This window comes from Stenotrophomonas sp. SAU14A_NAIMI4_8 (assembly GCF_003086695.1).
In the GTDB taxonomy this organism is placed as follows: Bacteria; Pseudomonadota; Gammaproteobacteria; order Xanthomonadales; family Xanthomonadaceae; genus Stenotrophomonas.
The window spans coordinates 2,252,403-2,273,765 of record NZ_CP025999.1 but is presented as its reverse complement, the minus strand read 5'-3'; the positions used below and the strand labels follow the sequence as shown (position 1 = coordinate 2,273,765).

Genomic DNA, 21,363 nt, shown 5'->3' with positions numbered 1-21,363 from the left:
CACGCCATGCGTGGATGCTTCTTGGCCGTCACGCATTGCAGTCGAGCAAGCGCGACTCTACCGGGCGGTGCCCAGGCGCAGCAGTTCCTTGGCCACCCATTCGGAACTGGCCGGGTTCTGCCCGGTCACCAGCAGGCCGTCGGTCACGCCATGCGGTGCCCAATCCGCGCCCTTTTCGTACGCAGCGCCCAGCGCGATCAGCTCGTCTTCCACCAGGAACGGCACGATATCGGTCAGCTCGACCGCCGCTTCCTCGCTGTTGGTGAAGCCCGTCACCTTGCGTCCCTTCACCAGGGGCGAACCGTCGGCCGCCTTTACATGGCGCAGCACGCCCGGCGCATGGCAGACGAACCCGACCGCCTTGCCCGCACGCTCGAACGCTTCGATCAGCGCAATGGATGCCTTCGACTCAGCCAGATCCCACAACGGCCCGTGGCCGCCGGGGTAGAACACCAGGTCGAAATCCTCCTGCTTCACACTGTCCAGCCTCACCGTGCTGGCCAGCGCCTGCTGCGCCTTCGCATCGCCCTTGAAGCGTTCGGTCAGTTCGGTCTGGAAGTCGGGCAGGTCGCTCTTCGGGTCCAGCGGTGGCTGGCCACCGGCGGGGGAGGCCAGGGTGATCTGCGCACCGGCATCGCTGAACACGTAGTACGGCGCAGCGAACTCCTCCAGCCAGAAGCCGGTCTTCTTGCCGGTGTCGCCCAGTCGATCATGCGACGTCAGAACCATCAGGACCTTCATGTAACGCTCCGCAGTGGGGTGGGGCAGCAGTATGCGCGCGACCGGGGATGCAGGGCGTCAACGGTGCGACGCTTTAAACCATCGGCAGGCCCGTTGCATCCAAGCCCACCACACCCCACCCGGTAGATGTCTGGTCCATGCCTACCGTTACCCTGCGGCACGTATCGTTCGTCCCCCTTCTTGCCATGGGGGTACTGGCTCTGGCGGGGCTGCTGGTACCGGGTTACAGCACGCTCAGCCAGCACATGAGCGAGCTGGGGCTGCTGCAGGGGTGGCCGAGGTGGGTGGAACGGTCGGCCGCCGTCATCAACGGCGCCGCGATCCTGGTCTTCAGCGTGGCCTTGTTGGCCCATGGCAGCCGCTTCGCCTGCTCCGCGCTTGCCTCGTTACTGTTTGCTGCCTGCATGATCAGCAACGGGGTTTTCACTACGGGCAGCCCACTGCACGGGCTCTATGGCATCGGCATGTTCTCGGTGCTTACACCCTTGTTGTTCATCAGCGAGTTCGGGCAGGGGGGGCGCGGCGTGGCTGCGTCTTGCCTCGCGCGGCATTTCGCTTATTGGCGTGCTGTACCTGTGGATGATGGTGTGCGGGTTCGACCCGGCCGCCTACCGTGGGCTGACCCAGCGGCTGGCGGCACTGCTCGCGTTCGCGTGGTACGCGCTGGCGGCAATTGAACTGCGCCGCGCGTAGGGTGCCGATGACCGACATGACGGCTGAATAGGGCAGACCTCGCCCCAACGTGCATGAAGGCAGAAGAAAACCGTTTGCGCTTTGGCTACAAGGAACGCTGGCTGCAGCAATAGCGGCCATTACAGCCGGCGTTTGAACAGCCTCTGGACCATGAACATTTACACGCCATTTCACATTTCTTCACGCCTCCTCCACCTCGTCCAACCGTAGCTGAAAGGCGCTCGGTCAACTGCCGAAAAGGTCGCTATATTCGGGCTTCCCCAGACGAAGGAGGGAGTGCAATGTTCCTGAACCAGCAACACAAGACCCTGGCCCGCACGCTCGGTGTAGCCATCCTCGCCGCCGCCGCTCTCAGTGGTTGCGCCACCTACAAGGACGAATTCGCAACCATCAATTCGCGTCTCGACGCGCTTGATGTGAAGGTGCAGGGCGCAGCCCAGAGCGCCGAGTCGGCCAACCAGTCGGCACAGCAGGCCAACCAGCGCCTGGATCAGATCGAAGGCCGCGTACAGCAGCTTGAATCGGCACCGCGCCGTACCCCGCGCGGGTGATCGCTCCCCCACGCAGTACCCGTACTGTTTGACCCGGACACCGGTGGCCTTCGCGGGCCACCGGTGTCCACCCCGTAGTACACGCAGCAAGGAGTCGTGCCATCCCTATGTTCCCCAACCCTGCAAACCGGCCGCTGCGCGCTGCGCTGGCCATGGCCCTGGCGTTGACGCTTGCCGGCACCGGTGTGGCGAGCGCGAAGAACGGCACGCCACCGGCACCGTCTTCGGCGGTTGATGAACTGCCCGAAGGGCAGATGGTGTCCGACACGGTGATTGAACTGGCCGGTTGGGTGGTGGCCAGCAAGGACAGCCAAGGCTATCCGTTTGCGATCATGGACAAGGCGGCCGCACAGATCCTGGTGTTTGGTGGCGATGGCAAGCTGCGAGGCGCAGCGCCGGCATTGTTCGGCTCGGCCAAGGGTGACCACATCGCCCCCGGCGTAGCGGGCCTGGCCCTGCGCGAGATTCCCGGCCGCGACCGCACCACGCCGGCGGGCCGTTTCATCGGCGGCTTCGGGCCGTCCATCGATGCCGGCCGCGTGCTGTGGGTCGATTACGAATCTGCGGTCTCGATCCATCCCATGCCCAAGGGCACGTCGAAGGAAAAGCGCGCTGAGCGCCTGGCGTCGGCTACGCCCGACGACAATCGCGTGACCCACGGCTGCATCAATGTCTCGCCGATGTTCTACGACGAGGTGGTGAAGTCCACCTTCGAAAAGGGCGGCGTGTTCTACGTGCTGCCGGACAAGGCATCCATTGCCGAAACCTTCCCCGAGTTCGCGCAGAGCCGCGGGAGTGCAGCGCAGAACGGCGAAGGCGAACGCCACGCCGGCGCCAAGTAAGCGGGCACGTCATCCGGTGGCAGGCGCGCCGCGCGGCGCGCTTGCATCCGGCGCTGGCGCAGCCCACCATGCAGGTCGGCCTTGGGGAACCCTGCAATGGAACTGCTGACGCTCGATCATTTCGCCCGCCACGTCGATCAGACCTTCTCGGCCGTCATCAATGACGGCGAAGTGCCGTTCGTGCTGGTGGAAGCCCGCGCCCTGGATGCATCGCGCGCGATGCCGGGCGCCGCACGTGCGCCATTCTCGCTGTTGTTCCGTAACGCGTCGGCGTTCCTGTTTCCGCAGCAGATCTACCCCATGCGCCACCCGGACGTAGGCGAGGTCGGTATCTTCCTGGTGCCCATCGCCCGTGAACAGGCCGGGTTCCTTTATCAGGCTGTATTCAACTGATCTTGCCGGTCTGCTGTGCGCAGGCGCGCTGCCAGCGCATCAGCAGATGCGTGCCTTGCTGCTCGACCCCAACGAAACCAAGACGCTGGTAGAGGCGCAGCGCGGCTGCATTGGCACCGTCCACGTGCAGTTGCATGTCGCTACCGCGCAGGCCGGCTTCGTGCTGGCTGTGCGCGATCAACGCCGTGGCAACACCGCGACGGCGCTCAGCGGGGAACAGGCTGATGTCCACGATCAGGTCGTGCGACGCCCCGCACTGCAGGTAGTAGCGCCCCACGGCGGCGCCATCGTGCTCGATGGCCAGAAAGTGCGAGTCGCCGAAGTGGGCCAGATAGTGCTGGTGCTGCAGCGCGAACTGGCTGTCCAGGAACAGGCGTTTGGCGCTGTCGGGCCAAGGCACCGGTGCCAGTTCCTCGGCGCGGGTGCTGGCATACAACTCGCGCAGCCACGGCAGATCATCGGCAACCAGCGGCCGCAGGCCATACCCGCGCTGCAGCAGCAGCGCGGGCAGGGTGGGGCAGGCATCGCGGCTTGGCGGAAACGCGGCGAGCGGTGCGGGCGCGGCCATCGGCTCAGTTGAAGCTGGGGAACACGCCCTGCAAGGCGATGCAGAAGTTGGTCGCCAGATAGGGCTGCCGGTTCTCATGGGGCTGCCCGCCACCGGAAGCGCCGATCATTCTCGGGCTGAACTGCGCATTGGCCGTGGCGTTGGTCACAAAGGGCATGCCTGTAGCAGGCACGCCGAGGTAATTACCCGCCTCGGGCGTCGCATTGCGTTTGCTGCTGTCGCGCTGGTTGTAGAGCGTCAGCGAATGGCTGTGCGCCGGAACGGTCTGTTGGGTCAGGGCCACAGCGTTGGTGCCGAAGGCCTCGCCAATGCTGTGCGGTGTCAGGCCCGGGCCCTGGCCCTGGCTGGTAGCCGCGCGATTGACGAAGTTGGGCAACTTGAATGTGTTTACGCCATCGCCGCCGTAGCTCGTTCCCAGCAGTGAAAACAGAGCAGTGTTCTGTCGGATGGGCAGCGTCGTGCCATTGCAGGTGGCCCAGTTCAGCGGGGCAAAGTTGAAGCCGAACAGCTGGATCTCGCCGAAGAAGGGTTCGGTCATGGTGAATTCCTTGTCGGATGCAAAGAGGGGTTCAGCCCTGCGTCGGGAAAACGCCCGCCCAGGCAATGCAGAACTGCACCGTCAGCGTGGGCATCTGGTTCTCGTGCGCTTGATTGCCACCCTGGCTGACAATCACATTGGGGGCCAGTACGGCCGCGTTGGCGCCGGTGATGTCTTTCACGAAGACGCTGTCGCCCGCCACCGTTGCCGGCAGCACGCCGTTTCCTACCGTGCCGGTAGTAGCAAGGGCGGTGGTGGCCATCAGTGGCGGCGCATGCGCAGGCATCTGCACGGGAAGCACGGTGACCTGCTCAGTGCCTGCCATCTGGCCCACCACGTAGCGGCTCAGTCCTGGGCCTTGTCCCTGGTGGATCGGTACCCGGCCGCGCAGATCGGGCACGCCGAAGGTGGTAATGCCATCGCCACCGTAGGTGGTGCCCAGCAGCGTGTACAGCACTTCATACTCGGCGATCGACTTCAGTGACCCATCGCATGTAAACCAACCGTTGGGCACGCGCTGAAAGCCGAACATGCGGATTTCTCCGGCGTAAGGGGTACTCATGTGAAGCTCCTTGAGCAGTCGTCGGCGCGGTCAGCTGCGCGAGGGGTAAATGCCCTGAATTGCGATAACGAAATTGATCGCCGTATAGGGCTGCAGGTTCGGGTGGGGCTGGCTGCCTCCCCCTGTGCCAACGCCTTGCAGAGGAACCAACGTGCCGTTGTCCGGGCCGAAGAGAAGTCCGCTGTCGTTGCCGTACAGACCGTTGGTGGGGTTGCGTACCGCACCCGCCGCGGTGGTGCCGTAGGCCTGCGCGGTGTGCGCGGGCACTTCGTTGCTGATCAGTGTCACGTTTTCCACGCCAGCCACGAGGCCTTGCTGATACGGCGGTGGATTCCAGCCCGGATCGGCCGACGGCCCGGCGCCGACCGGCGTCCGCGATTGCATGTTGGGCAACGCGAAGTTTGTCGTACCGTTCCCGCCGTACTGCGTGCCCAGCAGCGAAAACAGGGCCTGGTTCTGTGCAATCGAAAGCAATTGGCCGTTGCAGAGAGCAAAATCTTTGGGTGCAAACGAGAACCCCGTGAGCATTATCTGCCCGAGGAAGACTTCGGTCATGCCTTGATTCCCCCGATAGCGTGATGGCCGGACGTCATGTCCGGGCCGCATTTACTCTCGCTCAGTCAGCATGGGCGGTTCAAGTGAAATTTTTGTGCATGCGCAGCAATATCGAAAGCCGGGAAAGGGGGGCACTTCCCTTTACCCCTGGAATACTGTTTGAATATGGCGCAGCCGTTCTAAAGGGGTGCGGCCCGGGTCACCGACCTGGCGTCCGCGGACAGGGGTAGGGTCTCGCTGTACCGGCACGGACGCCTGGGAGTGTTCGCGCCTGTGCAGTGCCAACAGGGGCAGAACATGCAACTTTCTTCAGCGCACAGCGTGGGGGCGTCGCGTGCGCGTCCGCATGCCCTGGTTTCATGGTTCGGTTCCTGGCTGGCGATTGCACTGCTGTGCATCTGCGGCCTGTGGCCGCAGATGGCCGCCGCTGCACCGTCCACGTTCTGCCCAACGCTGAGCATGTCTGTGGCCCATAGCGGCTCGCAGACCATCGACATCGACCATTGCCACGGCGGTTTTGGTGTTTCTGCAGGTACAGCAACCACTACTCATGGCACCCGCACCGTGGGCCAGCAGACGGTCAATGCGCAGCCGCTGACCTACACCCATAACGGCGACAACGGCACCAGCGATACCTTCGTCATCCAGGATGACTCGGGTGGCGACATCGCCGTTACCGTCACCATCGGCCCGGCCGCGGCCATCACCCTGGATGCCAGCCCGGCCGTGAGCCTGCAGGCGGGCACCGCGTTCAGCAGCACCCTCAGTGCCAGCGGTGGCACAGCACCGTACACGTTCAGCCTCGATGCTGGCGCATTGCCCCCTGGTGTGGCCCTCGGCGGCAATACGCTCAGCGGCACCCCCACCCAGCGCGGCGCGTACTCCTTCACCCTGCGCGCAACGGACAACGCCGGCGTCAGTGGCACGCGTGCGTTCAGCGGCACCACTGCCAACCCGGTGCTGAGCCTTGCACCGGCCTCGCCGCCACCGGCCGGGCAGGGCGTGGCCTATTCGGTCAGCTTCACCCCCAGTGGTGGTGTGGCGCCCTACACCTTGGCCCATGAGGCCGCCAGCGGCGTACTGCCCCCGGGTCTGTCACTGAGTGGCAATACGCTCAGTGGCACGCCCACGGCACAAGGCACTTACACCTTCGGCATCCGCGTGACCGACAGCAGCAGCGGCCCCGGCTTCTATGCCGAGGTGGAGACGGTCACGTTGGTGGTGGCGGCGCCGCCCACCATTGTGGTCAACCCGGCCTCGTTGACCGTTGCCGCCATCGGGGTGGCGTACAACCAGACGCTCACCGGCAGTGGCGGTACCGCGCCGTACACCTTTGACCTCAGTGCTGGCACCTTGCCGCCCGGGCTGACCCTCAACACCACGACCGGCGCGGTGAGCGGCACGCCAACGTCGGGAGGCACCTTCAACTTCACCGCACGTGCCACCGATGCAAGCGGCTTCCAGGGCACGCGTGCGTACACGCTCACCGTGAACGTGCCGACGATTGCCGTCGACCCCAGCACGCTGCCCAACGGTACGGTTGGCGCCAGTTACAGCCAGGTCATCACGGCGACAGGGGGAACGCCCACGTACAGCTACGCGGTTACCTCTGGCTCCCTCCCTACCGGACTCAGCCTGGGCTCCAGCGGCACAATGTCGGGCACCCCTACGGCCGGAGGCACGTTCAATTTCACCCTCACCGCCACCGACAGCTCCGGCGGTACCGGTCCGTACACCGGCTCCCGTCCCTATTCGCTGACCATTGCGCCGCCCACGGTCAATCTTCCGGCTACCACCCTGGCCGATGCGACCCAGAACACGGCGTACAGTGCCGCGCTCAACCCCGCCAGCGGTGGCGTGGCGCCCTACACCTATTCAATCTCGGCTGGCGCGTTGCCTGCAGGTGTCACGCTTTCGGCGGGCGGCCAGCTTTCCGGCTCGCCTACCGCGGCAGGCACCTTCAACTTCGCGGTAATCGCAACGGACAGCGCCACCGGCAGCGGTCCGTACAACTCGGCACCGCGCGGTTACGTGCTGCAGGTCATCAGCAGTCCGCCGGTGACCAATCCTGTTTCGGCAGCCGTGGCGTACAACAGTGGCTCCAACCCGATCACGCTGAACCTCACCGGCGGCGCCGCCACTTCGGTGGCAATCGGCACCGCGCCCGCACACGGCACGGCCATTGCCAGCGGAACGACAGTGACCTACCAACCCAACGCCGGCTACGCCGGCCCGGACAGCTTCACCTATACCGCCACCAACAGTGCCGGAACTTCTGCACCGGCTACAGTGACGATCACCGTGGGCAACCCGACCATTACCGTCTCGGCCAATAGTCCGTTCAGCGCCACGGTCGGCTCTAGCTACAGCCAGACATTCACCTGGAATGGGGGCGCGGCGCCCTACAGCAACTACACGGTCACGGGCCTGCCGGCCGGGCTGAGCATCACCGGAACGACGGCAAACAGCGTTACGGTCAGCGGCACGCCTGCTGCGGCGGGACCCTTTACGCTCAATGCCAGCGCCACCGACAGCAGCACTGGCAACGGGCCGTTCACCGTTGTCCAGGGGTTTTCGCTCACGGTGGCTGCACCCACGCTCAACATGACGCCGGCGCCAGGCAACCTGCTCATGCCTTACGGGACCGCCAGCACCATCAACTTCGGCACGAGTGGCGGAACCGCGCCTTACAGCTATTCAGTGGTTACGGGTTCACTGCCGGTGGGCGTCAGTTTCAGTTCGGCAGGCGTTCTTTCCGGTACCCCGACGATGCCGGGGAGTTACAACGTCACGATCCGTTCGGCGGACTCCACCGTCGGTACCGGGGCCCCGTTCAACCTGCAACAGAACTACACCATCGTGGTGGCCGCACCGACGATCAGCGTTGATCCGCCCACGCTGCCCAACGGCACTGCGGCGCTCGCCTACGGCGCGCAGTTCACTGCCAGCGGCGGCACCGCACCGTACACCTATGCACTGCTGGCAGGCGCGCTGCCGCAAGGGCTGTCTCTCAGTTCCAGCGGTGCGGTGACCGGCATTCCGCGTTCGGATGGCAACTTCAGCATCACCGTGCGGGTGACCGATGGCAACGGGCAGACCGCTGACAGCGTCTACACCTTCTTGGTTGACCCGGCCACCGTGGTCATCGCCCCGGCCACGCTGCCGGGGGGTGTGGTCGCCACGGCCTACTCGCAGACTCTGACCAGCAGCGGCGGCATTGCGCCGTACACCTACGCAGTGGTTTCCGGCGCACTGCCACCCGGTCTCGCCTTAAGTTCGGCAGGCGTACTCAGTGGCACCCCCACCACCGCCGGCAGCTACACGTTCGTACTTCGCTCCACCGACGATGCCGGCTACAACGCCAGCCAGAGCTACACCCTCGTCATCAGCGAGGCGTTGCCGGTCGCCACCGACGATACGGCCACCACGATGGCGCAACAGGCGGTCACCATTCCGGTCACGGGCAATGACACGGGCGTGATCACGGCGATTGCCGTGGCCAGCGCGCCCGCGCACGGCACGGCCGTCGTCAGCGGTCTGAATGTGGTCTACACGCCAGCAGCCAACTACTTCGGCGCCGACAGTTTCACCTACATCGCCAGCGGGCCAGGTGGCAGTTCGGCCGCCGCGACCGTGGCCATTGCGGTCAATGCACTGCCGGTACCGGTGGGTCAGCCGCGCGCAGGCGTGGTCACACTGGCCGGCCAGGCCGTGCTGATCGATGCAGCCGTGGGCGCCAGCGGCGGGCCGTTCACCGGGGTCACCCTGGTGTCCGCACCGGCCACCGGCACCACCACGGTGGACGGCACGATCATCACCTACACGCCGCTGGCCACCACGTCTGGCCCGCAGAACATCGTCTACACCTTGAATAACAGCTTCGGTGCATCGGCGCCCATCACCACCACGGTGACGGTGAACGCGGTGCCGGTGGCGGCATCGCAGCGGCTCACCGCCAATGCGGGCGTGCCGGTCGTGGTGGAACTGACCAACGGCGCGACCGGTGGCCCGTTCACCGCGGCGACGCTGGTCTCGCTGTCGCCGGCGAATGCCGGCACCGCCACCATCGCGGCCTCGGGCAGCGGGGCCAATGCCGGCTACCGCCTGACGTTCACCCCGGCCGCGGCGTTCTCGGGCACCGCGACGGCAACGTTCACCCTGGCCAATGCGTTCACCACCTCGGCCCCGGCCACCGTCACCTTCGATGTGATCAGCCGGCCGGACCCGACCCAGGATGCCGAAGTGATGGGCCTGCTGGGCGCGCAGACGGCCACCGCGCGTCGCTTCGCCACCACCCAGATCGGCAACTTCCAGCGCCGCATGGAAGGGCTGCATCAGGGCGGGGAGGGCGCACGCTTCGAGAACGGGCTGAGCTTCGGCGTGGACCGCCGCTGCCAGGAAGACGGATGGCGTACGCCGGGCAGCGACTGCCGTCCGCTCGGCATGCCCGATGACACGGCAGCAGGTGCAGGCGCAACTGCAGGCAACGCAGCGGCGCCGCGCAACCGTGGCGGCGAAGGCGGCAGCTTGACGCTGTGGACGGGCGGTTCGATCAACAACGGTGATCGCGATGGTCGTTCCGGCAGTGCCGGCTTCGACTTCCAGACCAGCGGTGTCAGTGCCGGTGCCGATACCCGCCTGAGCAGCGATTTCGCCATCGGTGCGGGCATCGGCTACGGCCGCGATACCACCGATGTCGGCCACAACGATACCCGCAGCAAGGGCGAGAGCTACACCCTGGCCGTGTACAGCAGCTACCACCCGGGCGACCACTTCTTCGTGGACACCCTGCTGGGCTACCAGTTGCTGTCGTTCGATTCGCGCCGTTACGTGACGGCCAATGGCGCAATGGTGCAGGGCAAACGGGATGGCAGCCAGTGGCTGGCGTCACTTTCGGTGGGCGGAGACTACCGGCGCGACCGTCTGTCGCTGACCCCGTATGCGCGCCTGGATCTGGCCCGGGCCACGCTCGATGCCTACACCGAACAGGGCGACCCGATTCATGCGCTGCACTACCAGGACCAGGACGTGGACACCACCACGGCCAGCCTGGGCCTGCGCATGGACTACCGGGTACCGGTCAGCGTCGGCACGTTGACGCCGCAGCTGCGGCTGGAATACCAGCATGACTTCCAGGACGACAGTACGGTGATCATGAACTACGCCGATCTGCCGGGCGGGCCGTTCTATCGCAGCGCGATCGATGGCCTGAAGACCAACCGTTTCGTGTTCGGCCTGGGCGCGGTGCTGCAGACCGAGCGTGAGTTCAGCCTGCGGCTGGAATACCGCGGCCTGTTCGGCAGCAGCAGCGACACTGACCACGGCGTGCAGCTGAACCTGGAAAAGAAATACTGAGTACAGCGGGCAGGGCCGAGCACGCGCTCGGCCCTGCCACGTCGCGAACCTGCCGTCAGTTCAGCACGAAACGGATCGGTACTTCCTGCGCCGGCTCGGAGGCATCGAATCCTGTGCCGCAGGCAAACGTCCAGCGCTTGCCTGCGGCCAGCGCTGCATCGTCCAACAGCGGTGAACCGCTGCTCTGGGTCACGTAGGCCAGGCGCGCGGTCTTGCCATCGCCCTGCGGTTGCAGCGCCAGCAGCACGGTGCCCTGCACGTTGTCGCGGAATGCGGCGGGCGGATAGCGGGGCGGATTGTGTGCCTTGCTGGTCAGGTCCACCTTGCAGTGCTGGGCTGCAAGAGGAAGCACCCACTCGGCGGTGCCGCCCTGGTTACCTTCGCAGCGGTACCGCCACTGTTGTGCGCTACGACGCACCGGCTCCGCATCGTGCGGGCTTTCCACTGCCACTTCCTTGGCGGTGCCATCGGCGGCCACCTGCACGCGCAGCTTCGCCTCGTGGGCGGGTGCAAGGGCAGTGGCGGGATACTTCAGTTCGGCCACCGCTGCAGGATGGCGAGCCATCGAATCGGCAATCACTTCGCAGCGGGCTGAGGCCTGCGCTGCGGCCGGGAGCAGGCCAGCGATCATCAATGCAAACAGCGGCGTATGGCGATGGTACGTTCTCACTCGTGCTTCCTTGTCGGTGATGGATGGGTCAAGGCGCAGCATAGCGGTGATCACGCCTGGTTTCATTCTGGCATTGCACACTACGTGGCATTGCCTTCGCAGAGGACCTTCAATGAGCCGGATATTTGTGATTGGCGCGGCTGGAAAGGTCGGCCGCGCACTGGTGCAGCAGGCGGCGGCGCGTGGACACCGCGTGGTGGCCATGCATCGTTCTGCCGAACAGACGGCCGAGCTGTCCGCGTTGGGCGCACAGCCCGTGCAAGGCGACCTGCTGCAGCTGCAGGCCGATGCGCTGGCCACATTGATGCAGGGCAGTGACGTGGTGGTGTTCACGGCCGGCGCAGGCGGCAAGGGCGGCACGGCCATGACCGATGCCATCGACGGGCGCGGCCTGGAACTGGCCGTGGCCGCTGCAACCCTGGCACAGGTGCCGCGCTTCCTGCTGGTGTCGGCGTTCCCCGAAGCCGGTCGCGGCAAGCACTTGTCGGATACGTTCGAAAACTACATGGCGGTGAAGAAGGCGGCGGATGTGCACCTGGCCAGCAGCAGTCTGGACTGGGTGATCCTGCGGCCCGGCACGCTGACCGATGCGCCCGGTACGGGGCGGGTACATGCGGGCTTGGCCATTGCCTATGGCGAGGTTCCGCGTGCGGACGTGGCGGCCGCGCTGCTGGCGTTGGTGGAACAGCCACAGGTCAGCCGCCGCATCATTGAGCTGACCGAAGGCCAGACCCCGGTGTTCGAGGCCGTGCATCGTCTGTAGAGTCGAGCTTGCTCGACTGGACGTTGCCCAGGTGATTCATGCACTGAGGGTATGACTGATATCCAGCTGATGCCCTGTTTCCGCTGCGCCTCGACCGGTAGTTTTCCTGCACGAAGCAGGAGAACTACCGATGAGGCACGCAATGACGTCAATCGTTCTGTCGCTGGCCGCGTGTGCGGCTGGGGCTGTGTCCGCAGCAGACTACACACGCAACCCCTACACGCTCGTCTATGACGGCGCACTCACCGCCAATGTCGACGGTGCGGTCAACATCCATCCGGTGTCCTATCAGCTGGATGGCATCCGCATCGCCGCCAACGTCTATACGCCGGCCAACTACGATGCGGCCAAGGCATATCCGGTGGTGGTGGTGGCCCATCCCAACGGCGGGGTGAAAGAACAGGTGGCCGGGCTGTACGCGCAGCGGCTGGCCGAACAGGGCTACATCACCATCGCCGCCGATGCCGCCTACCAGGGCGCAAGCGGTGGCGAGCCGCGCAGCGTGGATATCCCGGCCCACCGCATCGAAGACATCCACGGCATGGCCGACTACATTGCGCGCTACCCGGGTGCGGATACTGCCCGCCTGGGCCTGCTGGGCATCTGTGGCGGCGGTGGCTACTCGCTGGCGGCCGCTCAGACCGACAAGCGCTTCAAGGCCGTTGCGACCATCAGCATGTTCAATTCCGGGCGGGTACGCCGCAACGGCTATGCCGACTCGCAACGGGACACGATCCAGCAGCGCCTGCAGCAGGCTTCGCAGGCACGCGCGCAGGAAGCCGCTGGCGGTGACGTGCAGTATTCCGGCGATGCCAACCTGAGTGACGCGCAGATCGCCAAGCTCCCGTTCGACCTGTACCGGCAGGGCTACCAGTATTACTGGAAAACCCACGCCCACCCCAATTCCACCTTCCGCTACACCACCAGCAGCTTGCTGGATCTGATGCGCTGGGATGCCACCAGTCAGATCGAACTGATCAACCAGCCGCTGTTGATGATCGCCGGCAGCAAGGCCGACAGCCTGTACATGACCCAGGACGCCTATGCCAAGGCGATCGGCACCCGCGACAAGCAGCTGGTGCTGCTGGACGGCGCCACTCATATCGAAACGTACTGGGTGCCGAAGTACGTGGATGCGGCCGTGGCGTCACTGACCACGTTCTATGTGCGGACGCTGGCACCATGAGCGGCCCGCGCACATCACCTGCGCGCACCGCGCTGCTGGGCGCCGCACTGAGCGTAGCGGCGCCCGCCGCCGGGGCAGCGGATGAAGCCATGCAGCAGATCACTCGCGCCGGCAGCCAGGCCTCGGTTGCCGGCCCGGCCGCGAACTTCGTCGGTACGGTGCGGGTCGATCCGCTGTTCGCGGCCGACGCCGCAGTGCCCGTCTCTTCTGCGTACGTCAGCTTCGAACCGGGCGCGCGCTCGGCCTGGCATACGCATCGGGCCGGGTAACGTCTGATCGTCACTTCCGGAGTGGGCCTGACCCAGGAATGGGGCAAGCCGGTGCGGCAGATCAACCCTGGCGACGTAGTGGTCTGCCCGGCCGGCGTGAAGCATTGGCACGGCGCTGCGCCGCACAGCGCCATGACCCATCTGGCGGTGACCGGGGTGGCCGAGGGCAAGGCCGTGGACTGGCTGGAACAGGTCAGCGATGCGCAGTACCAGCAGGCAGCCGCCAGCCTCGACGATGCCGTACCCGGCCTGCTGTCGCCGCGTCAGCAGGCGATACCATTGATCGCCGCCGCCATGGCCACCGGCAACATGTCCCAGCTCAGCCACGCGTTGCAGCGCGGGCTGGATGCAGGACTGACCGTGAGCGAGGCCAAGGAAGTGCTGGTCCAGCTGTATGCCTACGCTGGGTTCCCGAAGAGCCTCAACGCGCTGGGTGAACTGATGCGCGTGGTGCAGGCGCGTGAGGCGCAGGGCAGGGCAACCGCGCCCGGAAAGCCGCCCGCCGCAGCGGTGCCGGTGGGCGACGCGCTGCGCGAGGCGGGCATTGCCAACCAGACCCGCATCGCGGGCGCGCCGGTCGGCGGACCGTTGATGGACTTCGTGCCGATCATCAACCAGTTCCTGCAGACCCACCTGTTCGGGGACATCTTCGAACGTGACAGCCTGGACTGGCAGAGCCGCGAGCTGGCCACCGTGGGTGCGTTGGCGGCCCTGCCCGGGGTGGAATCGCAGCTGCGCTCGCACATGGCGGCCAGCCAGCGCGTTGGCCTGAGCCGCGCACAGCTGCAGCACGTGGCCGAACTGCTGGCACACAGCGGCGACGTCGCCGCCTCTGCCCGCGTGGCGCAGGCCCTCGAACAAACGCCGCCACCTTCGCCCTGACAGCACCCTTACGGAGACGACAATGAGCAACCTGCCCAGCAACGCGCAGCGGCGCACACTGCTGAAAGGCGCGGCCACGCTGGCGGCACTGCCGCTGGCCACTGCGATGACTTCTGCCACGGCAAACGCCGCCGCGGCACCGTCGCCGACAACGACGGAACCGAGAATGCACGGCCGCCGCATGCTGGGAGCGTTGCAGGTGTCCAGCCTGGGGCTGGGCGTGCAGAACATGAGCCGCACGTACCAGACCACGATTCCCAGCCGCCGCGAGATGCATCGCATCATCCGTAGCGCCTTCGATCACGGCCTCACCTTCTACGACGCTGCCGAAGCCTATGGCCCGCACGAAGTCGAGCGGATCCTGGGTGAAGGTGTTGCCCCGTTCCGCAACCAGGTGGTGATCGCAAGCAAGTTCGGCTGGAACATCGATCTGCAGACCGGCGCCCGTGGCCCCGGGCTGATCAGCCGCCCGGCGCATATCAAGCTGGCAGTGGAGGGCATGCTCAAGCGTCTGCGCACCGACCGCATCGACCTGCTGTACCAGCACCGGGTGGACCCAGCGGTGCCCATCGAAGACGTGGCCGGTGCCATCAGAGACATGATGGGCGAAGGCAAGGTGCTGCACTGGGGCCTGTGCGAAATGGGCCTGCAGACCCTGCGCCGGGCGCATGCGGCATTGCCGGTTGCCGCGGTGCAGAGTGAGTACTCGATGCTGTGGCGTGGACCGGAACAGGACGTGCTGGCGGTCTGCGCGGAGCTGGGCATCGGCTTCGTGCCCTGGAGCCCGTTGGGCGTCGGCTTCCTGACCGGTGCGATTGATGGCAGGACGCGCTTTGCCGACGGCGATATACGGGGCATCGAAACGCGCTTCAGTCCGCAGAACATCGAGCACAACCAGGCCTTGGTGAAGCTGCTGGTCAACTGGGCCGAGCGCAAGCAGGCGACGCCGGCGCAGATTGCGCTGGCCTGGCTGTTGGCCCAGTGGCCGTGGATCGTGCCCATTCCGGGCACCACGCAGATGGCCCACCTGCAGGAAAACCTGGGCGGCGCCGCCGTGGCATTTACTGCCAACGAACTGCAGGAACTGAACGCCGCCGTCGCTGCGGTTGCCGTCCAGGGCGAACGTCTGCCACCGGCGGTGCAGGCCTACAGCGGCGTGGAAGCACCGCTGCGCTGATACTCAGCCTTCGTAGCGCAGCGCCTCGCGCAGCAGGGTGAATGCTGGCGAGGACTGCCTGCGGCTGGGGTAGTACAGGTGGTAGCCGGGGAACGAGGGGCACCAGTCCTGCAGCACGTGAACCAGTGCGCCCGAGGCCACGTACGGGCGCACCAGGTCTTCGGGCATGTAAGCCAGGCCCAACCCTTCCAGTGCCGCGCCCAGGCGCAGTGCAATGTTGTTGAACACCAGTTGCCCCTCCACGCGCACCTTCAGTTCCTGGCCTTTCTTCTCGAACTCCCAGGCGAAGATGCCGCCATGGGTGGGCAGACGGATGGTGATGCAGTTGTGCCCGGTCAGGTCATGCGGCGACTTTGGCTTGGCATGGCCTTGGAAATACGCGGGCGAGCCCACCACGGCCATGCGCAGGTCGGGGCCGACGCGCACCGCAATCATGTCCTTGGCCACCTGTTCGCCCATGCGAATGCCGGCGTCGAAGCCCTCGGCCACGATATCGGTCAGACCGTAATCGACGATCACCTCGATGTTCAGATCCGGATGGTCAGGCAGCAATCGACCCAGCACCGGCGGCATGACGGTCAGCGCAGCGTGTTCGCCGGCGGTAATGCGCAGCCGGCCGGCCGGCTTGTCACGGAAGGCATTGAGCAGGGACAGCTCGGTGTCGATCTCTTCGAAGCGCGGGGCAATCACCCGCAGCAGTTGTTCCCCGGCTTCGGTGGGGGACACGCTGCGCGTAGTGCGGGCCAGCAGGCGCACGCCCAGGCGCTCTTCCAGTTGCCGCATGGAACGGCTCAACGCGGGCTGGGACATGCCGAGCTGGGCGGCCGCACGGGTGAAACTGCGCTCGCGCGCCACCAGGGCGAACATGGCCAGCTGGTCGTAATTCTCGATTCCCATTGATGCGCCCCGGGTATAAGCGATATTCGATTATGCCCCTGCAAACGGGGTAATGGGCGGCGTAGATTGGTCCCATGAAAACGCCAGCCCCCAATCAGCACCGCCGCGCGGTCGTCGCCGCGCTGGCCTCCCTGCCGCTGGGTTGTTCCGCTGCGGATTCCGGTTCGGCACCGGGGCCGTCGGGCCAACGCACTCTGGTGGCCTACTTTTCGCGCTCGGGCAATACCCGCGTGGTCGCGGGGCTGATCCATCGCAGTGTGCCCAGCGATCTGTTCGAGATCGTTCCGGCCACTCCCTACCCGGAGGAGTATCTGGCAACAGTAGAACAGGCGCGGCGCGAGCGTGACCAGGGTATCGAGCCGCCGCTCCAGGCGCACATCGCTACGCTGGACCGCTACGACACCGTGTATCTGGGGTTCCCGATCTGGGGTGAGACGGCCCCACCCGTGATCCGCTCGCTGCTTTCCCAGCAGCCCATGGCCGGCAAGACGCTGGTGCCGTTCATTACCCACGGCGGCTACGGCACAGGCAGCAGCCTGCGCGTGCTCGCTACCCACGCCCCCAACGCGCGTATCCAGAAGCCTTTCGTGATGCAGGCCGATCAGGAGCGCCGCACCATGGACAGCGTCAACGCCTGGCTGGGCGCTTTCCCCCGTACATGAACAAGGACTCCACCATGAAGATCCGTACACTTGGACAAGGCTTGAAGGTATCCGCACTGGGCCTGGGCTGCATGGGCATGAGCTCGGCCTATGGCCCAGCCGCAGACAAGGCGCAGATGATCGCGCTGATGCGCACGGCGGTGGAGCGGGGCATTACCCACTTCGATACCGCTGAGGCCTACGGCCCGTTCGCCAACGAAGCACTGGTGGGCGAAGCGCTTGCACCGGTCCGCGACCAGGTGGTGATCGCCACCAAGTTCGGTTTCGATATCGACCCGGTCAGCGGCGCGCGTGGGCTGGGCACCAACAGCCAGCCGGCGCACATCCGCGCGGCAGTGGAAGCCAGCCTGAAGCGCCTGCGCACCGAACGCATCGATCTGCTGTACCAGCACCGGGTAGATCCGGCAGTGGCGATCGAAGACGTGGCCGACACGGTCAAGGCATTGATCACGGAAGGCAAGGTGGGCCACTTCGGGTTGTCAGAAGCCGGCCTTGAAACCATCCGCCGCGCGCATGCCGTGCAGCCGCTCGCCGCCGTGCAGAGCGAGTACTCGCTGTTCTGGCGCGAACCGGAAACCGGTCTGTTGCCGCTGCTGGAAGAGCTGGGCATCGGCTTTGTGCCGTTCAGCCCGCTGGGCGCCGGTTTCCTGACCGGCAAGATCGACGAGCATACCCAGTTCGACGCCAGCGATTTCCGTAACGTCGTGCCGCGCTTCAGCGCCGAAGCACGCCGCGCCAACATGGCGTTGGTGCAGGTGGTGAAGGACGTTGCCGAAGACAAGGGCGCCACCCCGGCACAGGTCGCGCTGGCCTGGTTGCTGACGCAGCAGCCGTGGATTTCGCCCATTCCCGGTACGACCAAGCTGCATCGCCTGGAAGAGAATCTGGGCGCGGTGGAACTGGCGCTCAGCGCAGCAGACCTGGCCCGCATTGACTCGGGTCTGGCGCAGATCCAGGTGCAGGGCGCACGGCTGCCGGAGGCGGCGTTGAAAATGACCGGCAGGTAGAGAGCCCTCGTAGAATCGAGCTTGCTCGACTGAACCACCAGCACGCCCACCTGCGCTAGCATGCAGCTCCCCGCAAGGAGCACAGCATGGGCGATGCAATGGACACGCAGTACCTGGACGCCACACCGGCTGCTGCGCAAGCTCCCGGTGAAGGCCTCACTTTCCACGCACTCTACCGCCGCGTGCAGGGGCTGACGGGCCAGAGCATCTACCCCAAACCCAGTGCCGTTGAGCGCTGGTCGGTGCGGGTGGGCGCAGGTGCGGCGCTACTGGGGCTGACCACCGGGCTGCTGCTGGACCGCTGGGTGCCTGCCAATGTGCTGCTGCCGTTCCTGCTGGTCTGCCTGACCGTGGAGGTCGGTGGTTTTGTCATCAGCGGTGTGCTGATGGCGCGCAGGGAGTACCGCCAGTACATCCAGCCCCGGCTCTCGCACGCCAAGGAAATGGACAACGAGTTCGGGCATTGGCAGGCCGTCGTCGCCGAGCTCCAGCGCTTTCCGCGGCGTGAGCGCGAACAACGCCTGCGCTTTGTCACTGTGCTCCGCGCCAGCATGGGTGAGCGCATGGGCCTGCTCTACGGCGGTCTGCAGAAGCTGGGCCCGTTTCCGCTGCTGATTGCGCTCTACGTGCAGTACCGAAGCTGGAAGGCCAATGGCTGGCAAGGCGTGTTCGACGTGGGCTGGCCAGGTGGGGTCCTGATCTTTTCGATGGTGCTGCTGTACATCATCGGCTGGATGCTGATCATCCAGCGCGCCCGCCTGGACACTTACGTGAACCTGCTGGAAGCCTCCCTGCACCACGAACCCGTAGCGTCGAGCTTGCTCGACTGACGCCATGGCAACCGTGACGCGTACCATAGCCGCATGTGTGTTCCTGCTATTTCAGTCCGGATGCGCAACATTCGGGGGCGATCTGATCGTACGCGTCTCCGGAAGCGTGCCAGAACCGCATGGTGACGATGGCGGTCGACAGTGCCAGTTGAACATGCACGACGGCTCGGGCGACGCAGTGGCGGCGATGCCCGTTGGCAGCCATTTCTCGGTCCCGATGATGGTTGTTGCCGGGCCGGAACCCAAGCAGTATCGCTTCACGGTTGAATGCGCCGATGGCCGCCGCTTTGAATCCGCGGCAGTTCCGATCAGTAGTCGGCGCGTCTCCCCCAGGAAAATCGATCTGGGCGAACTTCAGTCCAGGTAGGTTGAAGAAGCAAGCAGCTCGGCGTGCGTCATCAGTCGTGCGCCGCGTTGAAAGCCGCAGCTACTTCCCCCAACGCCATCCAGGCGGCGCGCCTTTCAGCCAGCACACCAGCACCAGTACCAGCGAGACAGCCCACGTGTACAGCATGAAGGCCAGGGGGCGACTGAACGGCGAAAACAGGAACGGCCCCGCTACCAGCAATGCGAAGGCCACGCCGTAGACCACCCAACCTTGCCACGCGCAGGGCCAGCCCCAACCCCAGCCATAACGCTTCGGGGTAAACCAGTAGTTCTTCTCGGCCATATCCGTATCCGTTGTATTACGTGTGTGCTTCCCTGTGCCATGCGGCGCCTGATGCAGAGCGCACTGCGTTCATCCCCGGCAGCAGGTCCGCAACTGCTTCCACGTCCGGGTGCAGCCGCACGATGGATCCCATCGAAACCACGCGTGCCTGCGCGGGGTCAGCCTCCGCCCCGTCCAGGAAGGCCCATGAGTGGTCATCACTGTAGTGGGTCACTACCAGTACCGGGCTGCCATCCAGCACGGCCTGGCTGGTAATGCACGCCACGTTTGGAGCCTGGTCGAATTTCCATTCCATTGCGGTCTGTTCCATGTCCGGGCGGTTCAACGGTCCATCTGCTCGTCCAGCATCTTCGCCTGCTGCGCGTAGTAGCGGGCCGATGCCTCATTGTTTTGCGCCTTGAACACCGCGCTCGCGGCCTGCGCGGCCTTGCTGGCGGCAGTGAAGGCGTCCGTGTTGTCCTGCCAGACGCTGTCCTCACGGGTCGCCAGGTCGCCGTCCTTCCAGCGCCCGGCGATCAGCCCGCCCTGGTTTCCGCGGGCGGTGTCGATCACCCCGATCACCGGCACGCCATCCTTCAATTCGCCATAGAACACCTCGCCAGCGTCCGCGCCATCGCGACGGCGAAGCACGCCCAGGCCGTCGGCCTTTCCACTTGGGCAGGCGCCGATCCAGTAGGTGGGGCCCGAGGGAAGCGAACGAGGCGGCAGGAACTGGCAGCCGCTTGCCGGGTCCCTCGACCAACCGGCTTCCGGGGCGCCCGGGTTGGCGGCGTTCGCGGCGATGACCCACCCCAGCAGGGCGATGATAAGCGCAGGTTTCATGTCACAGCTCCTTTGGACATTCAGCGGCAGGGATCCTGGTCAGGCGCGGCATCGGGGTAGGGGCAGGGGAAGAAGCCCGTGTTGCCCAGTTCGGCAGCCGTGGCCTGCGCCACGCCAAGTGCAATCCGCCAGTGGCCATTCTCCAGCACGGCGCCCACTTCGGCCTGCTGCTCCTGGTCAATCAGGCGTGCCAGGAAGGGAAAAGCCGCGCGCATGTCACGGCGCTCGGTCCAGGCCGGGGCATCCACGATGCGGTAACGGTAGCGCACCACGCCATCTTCGCCTCGGGCAATGGCGGTGACCTGCCGCTCGCCAAAACACAGATAGGGTACGGTCGAGCCGCTGTTTCCCATTGAATCCAGTTGCAGAAACGGCTTGCCTGTTTCAGTTACTGAAACCCGCGCGCGAGGGGTCGCGTTGGCGCGATCCTCAATCGCCTCGCGGTGCACCAGGTCGGCGGCGATCAGGGCGTCAATTCCCGGGCGTGCCAGCAGCTCCGCGCTTTGTTCGATGGGCCATTGCGGGGCAATCAGCATCGCGCAGACCTTGGATCCGTCCAGCTGAGCGCGCAGATCTTCAGCCAGCGCCGCCGATCCATCGCCTGCGCTGCAGGCCGCCAGTGCCAGCGTGGCAGCCACCACGGCGGCAGAAAACGCGATACTGCGAATGCCCAGTTGCCTCATGCGGGGGATTCTCCTTGTGGAAATCCCATATTAGTTCGTGGCTGCAG

The 21,363-nt window shown here is 65.6% G+C and carries 24 protein-coding genes and 2 pseudogenes; 15 read left to right on the top strand and 11 right to left on the bottom strand.

Annotation, left to right across the window (positions count from 1 at the left end):
- Positions 1 to 57: 57 nt before the first annotated feature.
- Positions 58 to 741, bottom strand: a complete 684-nt coding sequence (locus C1930_RS10520) for a type 1 glutamine amidotransferase domain-containing protein (protein ID WP_108771683.1) — start codon at positions 739 to 741, stop codon at positions 58 to 60.
- Positions 742 to 878: 137 nt separating this feature from the next.
- Between C1930_RS10520 and C1930_RS10515 the strand changes: the two genes are divergently transcribed.
- The 4 genes from C1930_RS10515 (at position 879) to C1930_RS10500 (ending at position 3,220) form a co-directional block, all read left to right on the top strand.
- The gene (locus C1930_RS10515; protein ID WP_108771682.1) at positions 879 to 1,418 is read left to right on the top strand and encodes a DUF998 domain-containing protein; all 540 of its coding nucleotides are present in this window, start codon (positions 879 to 881) and stop codon (positions 1,416 to 1,418) included.
- 297 nt (positions 1,419 to 1,715) lie between these two features.
- A complete protein-coding gene (locus C1930_RS10510) occupies positions 1,716 to 1,985 on the top strand; it encodes a hypothetical protein (protein ID WP_108749682.1) in 270 nt (89 codons plus the stop codon).
- Positions 1,986 to 2,143: 158 nt separating this feature from the next.
- Positions 2,144 to 2,827, top strand: a complete 684-nt coding sequence (locus C1930_RS10505; protein ID WP_108772581.1) for a hypothetical protein — start codon at positions 2,144 to 2,146, stop codon at positions 2,825 to 2,827.
- Between the two features lie 96 nt (positions 2,828 to 2,923).
- Positions 2,924 to 3,220 (top strand): hypothetical protein, encoded by a 297-nt coding sequence (locus C1930_RS10500; protein ID WP_108756256.1) that lies wholly within the window; start codon positions 2,924 to 2,926, stop codon positions 3,218 to 3,220.
- Here C1930_RS10500 and C1930_RS10495 read toward each other — a convergent pair.
- The 4 genes from C1930_RS10495 to C1930_RS10480 are packed head-to-tail and all read right to left on the bottom strand — an operon-like array spanning position 3,213 to position 5,443.
- Positions 3,213 to 3,788, bottom strand: a complete 576-nt coding sequence (locus C1930_RS10495) for a GNAT family N-acetyltransferase (protein ID WP_108771681.1) — start codon at positions 3,786 to 3,788, stop codon at positions 3,213 to 3,215. The two genes, C1930_RS10500 and C1930_RS10495, sit on opposite strands and share 8 nt — an antisense overlap.
- A 4-nt stretch (positions 3,789 to 3,792) precedes the next feature.
- Complete coding sequence (locus tag C1930_RS10490; RefSeq protein WP_108771680.1) at positions 3,793 to 4,326, bottom strand: tail fiber protein; 534 nt, start codon at positions 4,324 to 4,326, stop codon at positions 3,793 to 3,795.
- A 31-nt stretch (positions 4,327 to 4,357) separates the two neighbouring features.
- Entirely contained in the window at positions 4,358 to 4,888 is a 531-nt protein-coding gene (locus C1930_RS10485; RefSeq protein ID WP_108771679.1) for a tail fiber protein, read from the bottom strand.
- 30 nt (positions 4,889 to 4,918) lie between these two features.
- Positions 4,919 to 5,443 carry a tail fiber protein gene (locus C1930_RS10480; RefSeq protein ID WP_108756252.1) on the bottom strand — a complete coding sequence of 175 codons (525 nt, stop codon included), beginning with the start codon at positions 5,441 to 5,443 and terminating at the stop codon, positions 4,919 to 4,921.
- Between the two features lie 297 nt (positions 5,444 to 5,740).
- Here C1930_RS10480 and C1930_RS10475 point away from each other — a divergent pair, with 297 nt between their 5' ends.
- Positions 5,741 to 10,798 carry a putative Ig domain-containing protein gene (locus C1930_RS10475; protein WP_159093591.1) on the top strand — a complete coding sequence of 1,686 codons (5,058 nt, stop codon included), beginning with the start codon at positions 5,741 to 5,743 and terminating at the stop codon, positions 10,796 to 10,798.
- Positions 10,799 to 10,853: 55 nt separating this feature from the next.
- Here the strand turns inward: C1930_RS10475 and C1930_RS10470 are convergent, their stop codons facing one another.
- Positions 10,854 to 11,468: an energy transducer TonB gene (locus C1930_RS10470; protein WP_159093590.1), complete on the bottom strand. Its 615-nt coding sequence runs from the start codon at positions 11,466 to 11,468 to the stop codon at positions 10,854 to 10,856.
- A gap of 112 nt (positions 11,469 to 11,580) precedes the next feature.
- Between C1930_RS10470 and C1930_RS10465 the strand changes: the two genes are divergently transcribed.
- The 6 genes and pseudogenes from C1930_RS10465 to C1930_RS10450 all read left to right on the top strand — a co-directional run bounded on the left by C1930_RS10465 (position 11,581) and on the right by C1930_RS10450 (position 15,745).
- Positions 11,581 to 12,231: an NAD(P)H-binding protein gene (locus C1930_RS10465; protein ID WP_108771677.1), complete on the top strand. Its 651-nt coding sequence runs from the start codon at positions 11,581 to 11,583 to the stop codon at positions 12,229 to 12,231.
- A 142-nt stretch (positions 12,232 to 12,373) separates the two neighbouring features.
- Entirely contained in the window at positions 12,374 to 13,417 is a 1,044-nt protein-coding gene (locus tag C1930_RS10460; protein WP_234412638.1) for an alpha/beta hydrolase, read from the top strand.
- A pseudogene (locus C1930_RS20535) lies at positions 13,414 to 13,902 on the top strand (cupin domain-containing protein); the annotation flags it as partial. The gene C1930_RS10460 and the pseudogene C1930_RS20535, both read left to right, overlap by 4 nt.
- A 3-nt stretch (positions 13,903 to 13,905) precedes the next feature.
- Positions 13,906 to 14,109 (top strand): annotated as a pseudogene (locus C1930_RS20625) (carboxymuconolactone decarboxylase family protein); the annotation flags it as partial.
- Between the two features lie 18 nt (positions 14,110 to 14,127).
- Positions 14,128 to 14,568, top strand: coding sequence for a carboxymuconolactone decarboxylase family protein (locus C1930_RS20620; protein WP_325051541.1), 441 nt, complete (start codon positions 14,128 to 14,130; stop codon positions 14,566 to 14,568).
- A 22-nt stretch (positions 14,569 to 14,590) separates the two neighbouring features.
- On the top strand, positions 14,591 to 15,745 hold the full coding sequence (locus tag C1930_RS10450) for an aldo/keto reductase (protein WP_108771675.1): 1,155 nt from the start codon (positions 14,591 to 14,593) through the stop codon (positions 15,743 to 15,745).
- Between the two features lie 3 nt (positions 15,746 to 15,748).
- Here the strand turns inward: C1930_RS10450 and C1930_RS10445 are convergent, their stop codons facing one another.
- Positions 15,749 to 16,642, bottom strand: a complete 894-nt coding sequence (locus tag C1930_RS10445; protein WP_108771674.1) for a LysR family transcriptional regulator — start codon at positions 16,640 to 16,642, stop codon at positions 15,749 to 15,751.
- A 74-nt stretch (positions 16,643 to 16,716) separates the two neighbouring features.
- Here C1930_RS10445 and C1930_RS10440 point away from each other — a divergent pair, with 74 nt between their 5' ends.
- The 4 genes from C1930_RS10440 (at position 16,717) to C1930_RS20235 (ending at position 19,508) form a co-directional block, all read left to right on the top strand.
- Positions 16,717 to 17,304, top strand: a complete 588-nt coding sequence (locus tag C1930_RS10440; RefSeq protein WP_108771673.1) for a flavodoxin — start codon at positions 16,717 to 16,719, stop codon at positions 17,302 to 17,304.
- 14 nt (positions 17,305 to 17,318) lie between these two features.
- On the top strand, positions 17,319 to 18,311 hold the full coding sequence (locus tag C1930_RS10435) for an aldo/keto reductase (RefSeq protein ID WP_108772580.1): 993 nt from the start codon (positions 17,319 to 17,321) through the stop codon (positions 18,309 to 18,311).
- Between the two features lie 86 nt (positions 18,312 to 18,397).
- On the top strand, positions 18,398 to 19,141 hold the full coding sequence (locus C1930_RS10430) for a hypothetical protein (protein ID WP_234412637.1): 744 nt from the start codon (positions 18,398 to 18,400) through the stop codon (positions 19,139 to 19,141).
- 4 nt (positions 19,142 to 19,145) lie between these two features.
- A complete protein-coding gene (locus tag C1930_RS20235) occupies positions 19,146 to 19,508 on the top strand; it encodes a hypothetical protein (protein WP_159093589.1) in 363 nt (120 codons plus the stop codon).
- A 60-nt stretch (positions 19,509 to 19,568) separates the two neighbouring features.
- Here the strand turns inward: C1930_RS20235 and C1930_RS10425 are convergent, their stop codons facing one another.
- The 4 genes from C1930_RS10425 to C1930_RS10410 are packed head-to-tail and all read right to left on the bottom strand — an operon-like array spanning position 19,569 to position 21,316.
- Complete coding sequence (locus C1930_RS10425) at positions 19,569 to 19,811, bottom strand: hypothetical protein (RefSeq protein WP_108756248.1); 243 nt, start codon at positions 19,809 to 19,811, stop codon at positions 19,569 to 19,571.
- Positions 19,812 to 19,827: 16 nt separating this feature from the next.
- Positions 19,828 to 20,106, bottom strand: a complete 279-nt coding sequence (locus tag C1930_RS10420; RefSeq protein WP_108771672.1) for a hypothetical protein — start codon at positions 20,104 to 20,106, stop codon at positions 19,828 to 19,830.
- A 26-nt stretch (positions 20,107 to 20,132) separates the two neighbouring features.
- Positions 20,133 to 20,633 (bottom strand): hypothetical protein, encoded by a 501-nt coding sequence (locus tag C1930_RS10415; protein WP_108756246.1) that lies wholly within the window; start codon positions 20,631 to 20,633, stop codon positions 20,133 to 20,135.
- Positions 20,634 to 20,653: 20 nt separating this feature from the next.
- Positions 20,654 to 21,316 (bottom strand): hypothetical protein, encoded by a 663-nt coding sequence (locus tag C1930_RS10410; RefSeq protein WP_108756245.1) that lies wholly within the window; start codon positions 21,314 to 21,316, stop codon positions 20,654 to 20,656.
- Between the last annotated feature and the right edge of the window lie 47 nt (positions 21,317 to 21,363).

Coding starts and splice junctions, on each gene's coding strand:
- C1930_RS10495 (WP_108771681.1), bottom strand. CDS start 3,788: ATGGCCGCGCCCGCACCGCTCGCCGCGTTTCCGCCAAGCCGCGATGCC.
- C1930_RS10520 (WP_108771683.1), bottom strand. CDS start 741: ATGAAGGTCCTGATGGTTCTGACGTCGCATGATCGACTGGGCGACACC.
- C1930_RS10480 (WP_108756252.1), bottom strand. CDS start 5,443: ATGACCGAAGTCTTCCTCGGGCAGATAATGCTCACGGGGTTCTCGTTT.
- C1930_RS10450 (WP_108771675.1), top strand. CDS start 14,591: ATGAGCAACCTGCCCAGCAACGCGCAGCGGCGCACACTGCTGAAAGGC.
- C1930_RS10510 (WP_108749682.1), top strand. CDS start 1,716: ATGTTCCTGAACCAGCAACACAAGACCCTGGCCCGCACGCTCGGTGTA.
- C1930_RS10485 (WP_108771679.1), bottom strand. CDS start 4,888: ATGAGTACCCCTTACGCCGGAGAAATCCGCATGTTCGGCTTTCAGCGC.
- C1930_RS10445 (WP_108771674.1), bottom strand. CDS start 16,642: ATGGGAATCGAGAATTACGACCAGCTGGCCATGTTCGCCCTGGTGGCG.
- C1930_RS10475 (WP_159093591.1), top strand. CDS start 5,741: ATGCAACTTTCTTCAGCGCACAGCGTGGGGGCGTCGCGTGCGCGTCCG.
- C1930_RS20620 (WP_325051541.1), top strand. CDS start 14,128: ATGCGCGTGGTGCAGGCGCGTGAGGCGCAGGGCAGGGCAACCGCGCCC.
- C1930_RS10410 (WP_108756245.1), bottom strand. CDS start 21,316: ATGAGGCAACTGGGCATTCGCAGTATCGCGTTTTCTGCCGCCGTGGTG.
- C1930_RS10500 (WP_108756256.1), top strand. CDS start 2,924: ATGGAACTGCTGACGCTCGATCATTTCGCCCGCCACGTCGATCAGACC.
- C1930_RS10420 (WP_108771672.1), bottom strand. CDS start 20,106: ATGGAATGGAAATTCGACCAGGCTCCAAACGTGGCGTGCATTACCAGC.
- C1930_RS10425 (WP_108756248.1), bottom strand. CDS start 19,811: ATGGCCGAGAAGAACTACTGGTTTACCCCGAAGCGTTATGGCTGGGGT.
- C1930_RS10460 (WP_234412638.1), top strand. CDS start 12,374: ATGACGTCAATCGTTCTGTCGCTGGCCGCGTGTGCGGCTGGGGCTGTG.
- C1930_RS10415 (WP_108756246.1), bottom strand. CDS start 20,633: ATGAAACCTGCGCTTATCATCGCCCTGCTGGGGTGGGTCATCGCCGCG.
- C1930_RS10515 (WP_108771682.1), top strand. CDS start 879: ATGCCTACCGTTACCCTGCGGCACGTATCGTTCGTCCCCCTTCTTGCC.
- C1930_RS10430 (WP_234412637.1), top strand. CDS start 18,398: ATGGGCGATGCAATGGACACGCAGTACCTGGACGCCACACCGGCTGCT.
- C1930_RS10465 (WP_108771677.1), top strand. CDS start 11,581: ATGAGCCGGATATTTGTGATTGGCGCGGCTGGAAAGGTCGGCCGCGCA.
- C1930_RS20235 (WP_159093589.1), top strand. CDS start 19,146: ATGGCAACCGTGACGCGTACCATAGCCGCATGTGTGTTCCTGCTATTT.
- C1930_RS10440 (WP_108771673.1), top strand. CDS start 16,717: ATGAAAACGCCAGCCCCCAATCAGCACCGCCGCGCGGTCGTCGCCGCG.
- C1930_RS10435 (WP_108772580.1), top strand. CDS start 17,319: ATGAAGATCCGTACACTTGGACAAGGCTTGAAGGTATCCGCACTGGGC.
- C1930_RS10490 (WP_108771680.1), bottom strand. CDS start 4,326: ATGACCGAACCCTTCTTCGGCGAGATCCAGCTGTTCGGCTTCAACTTT.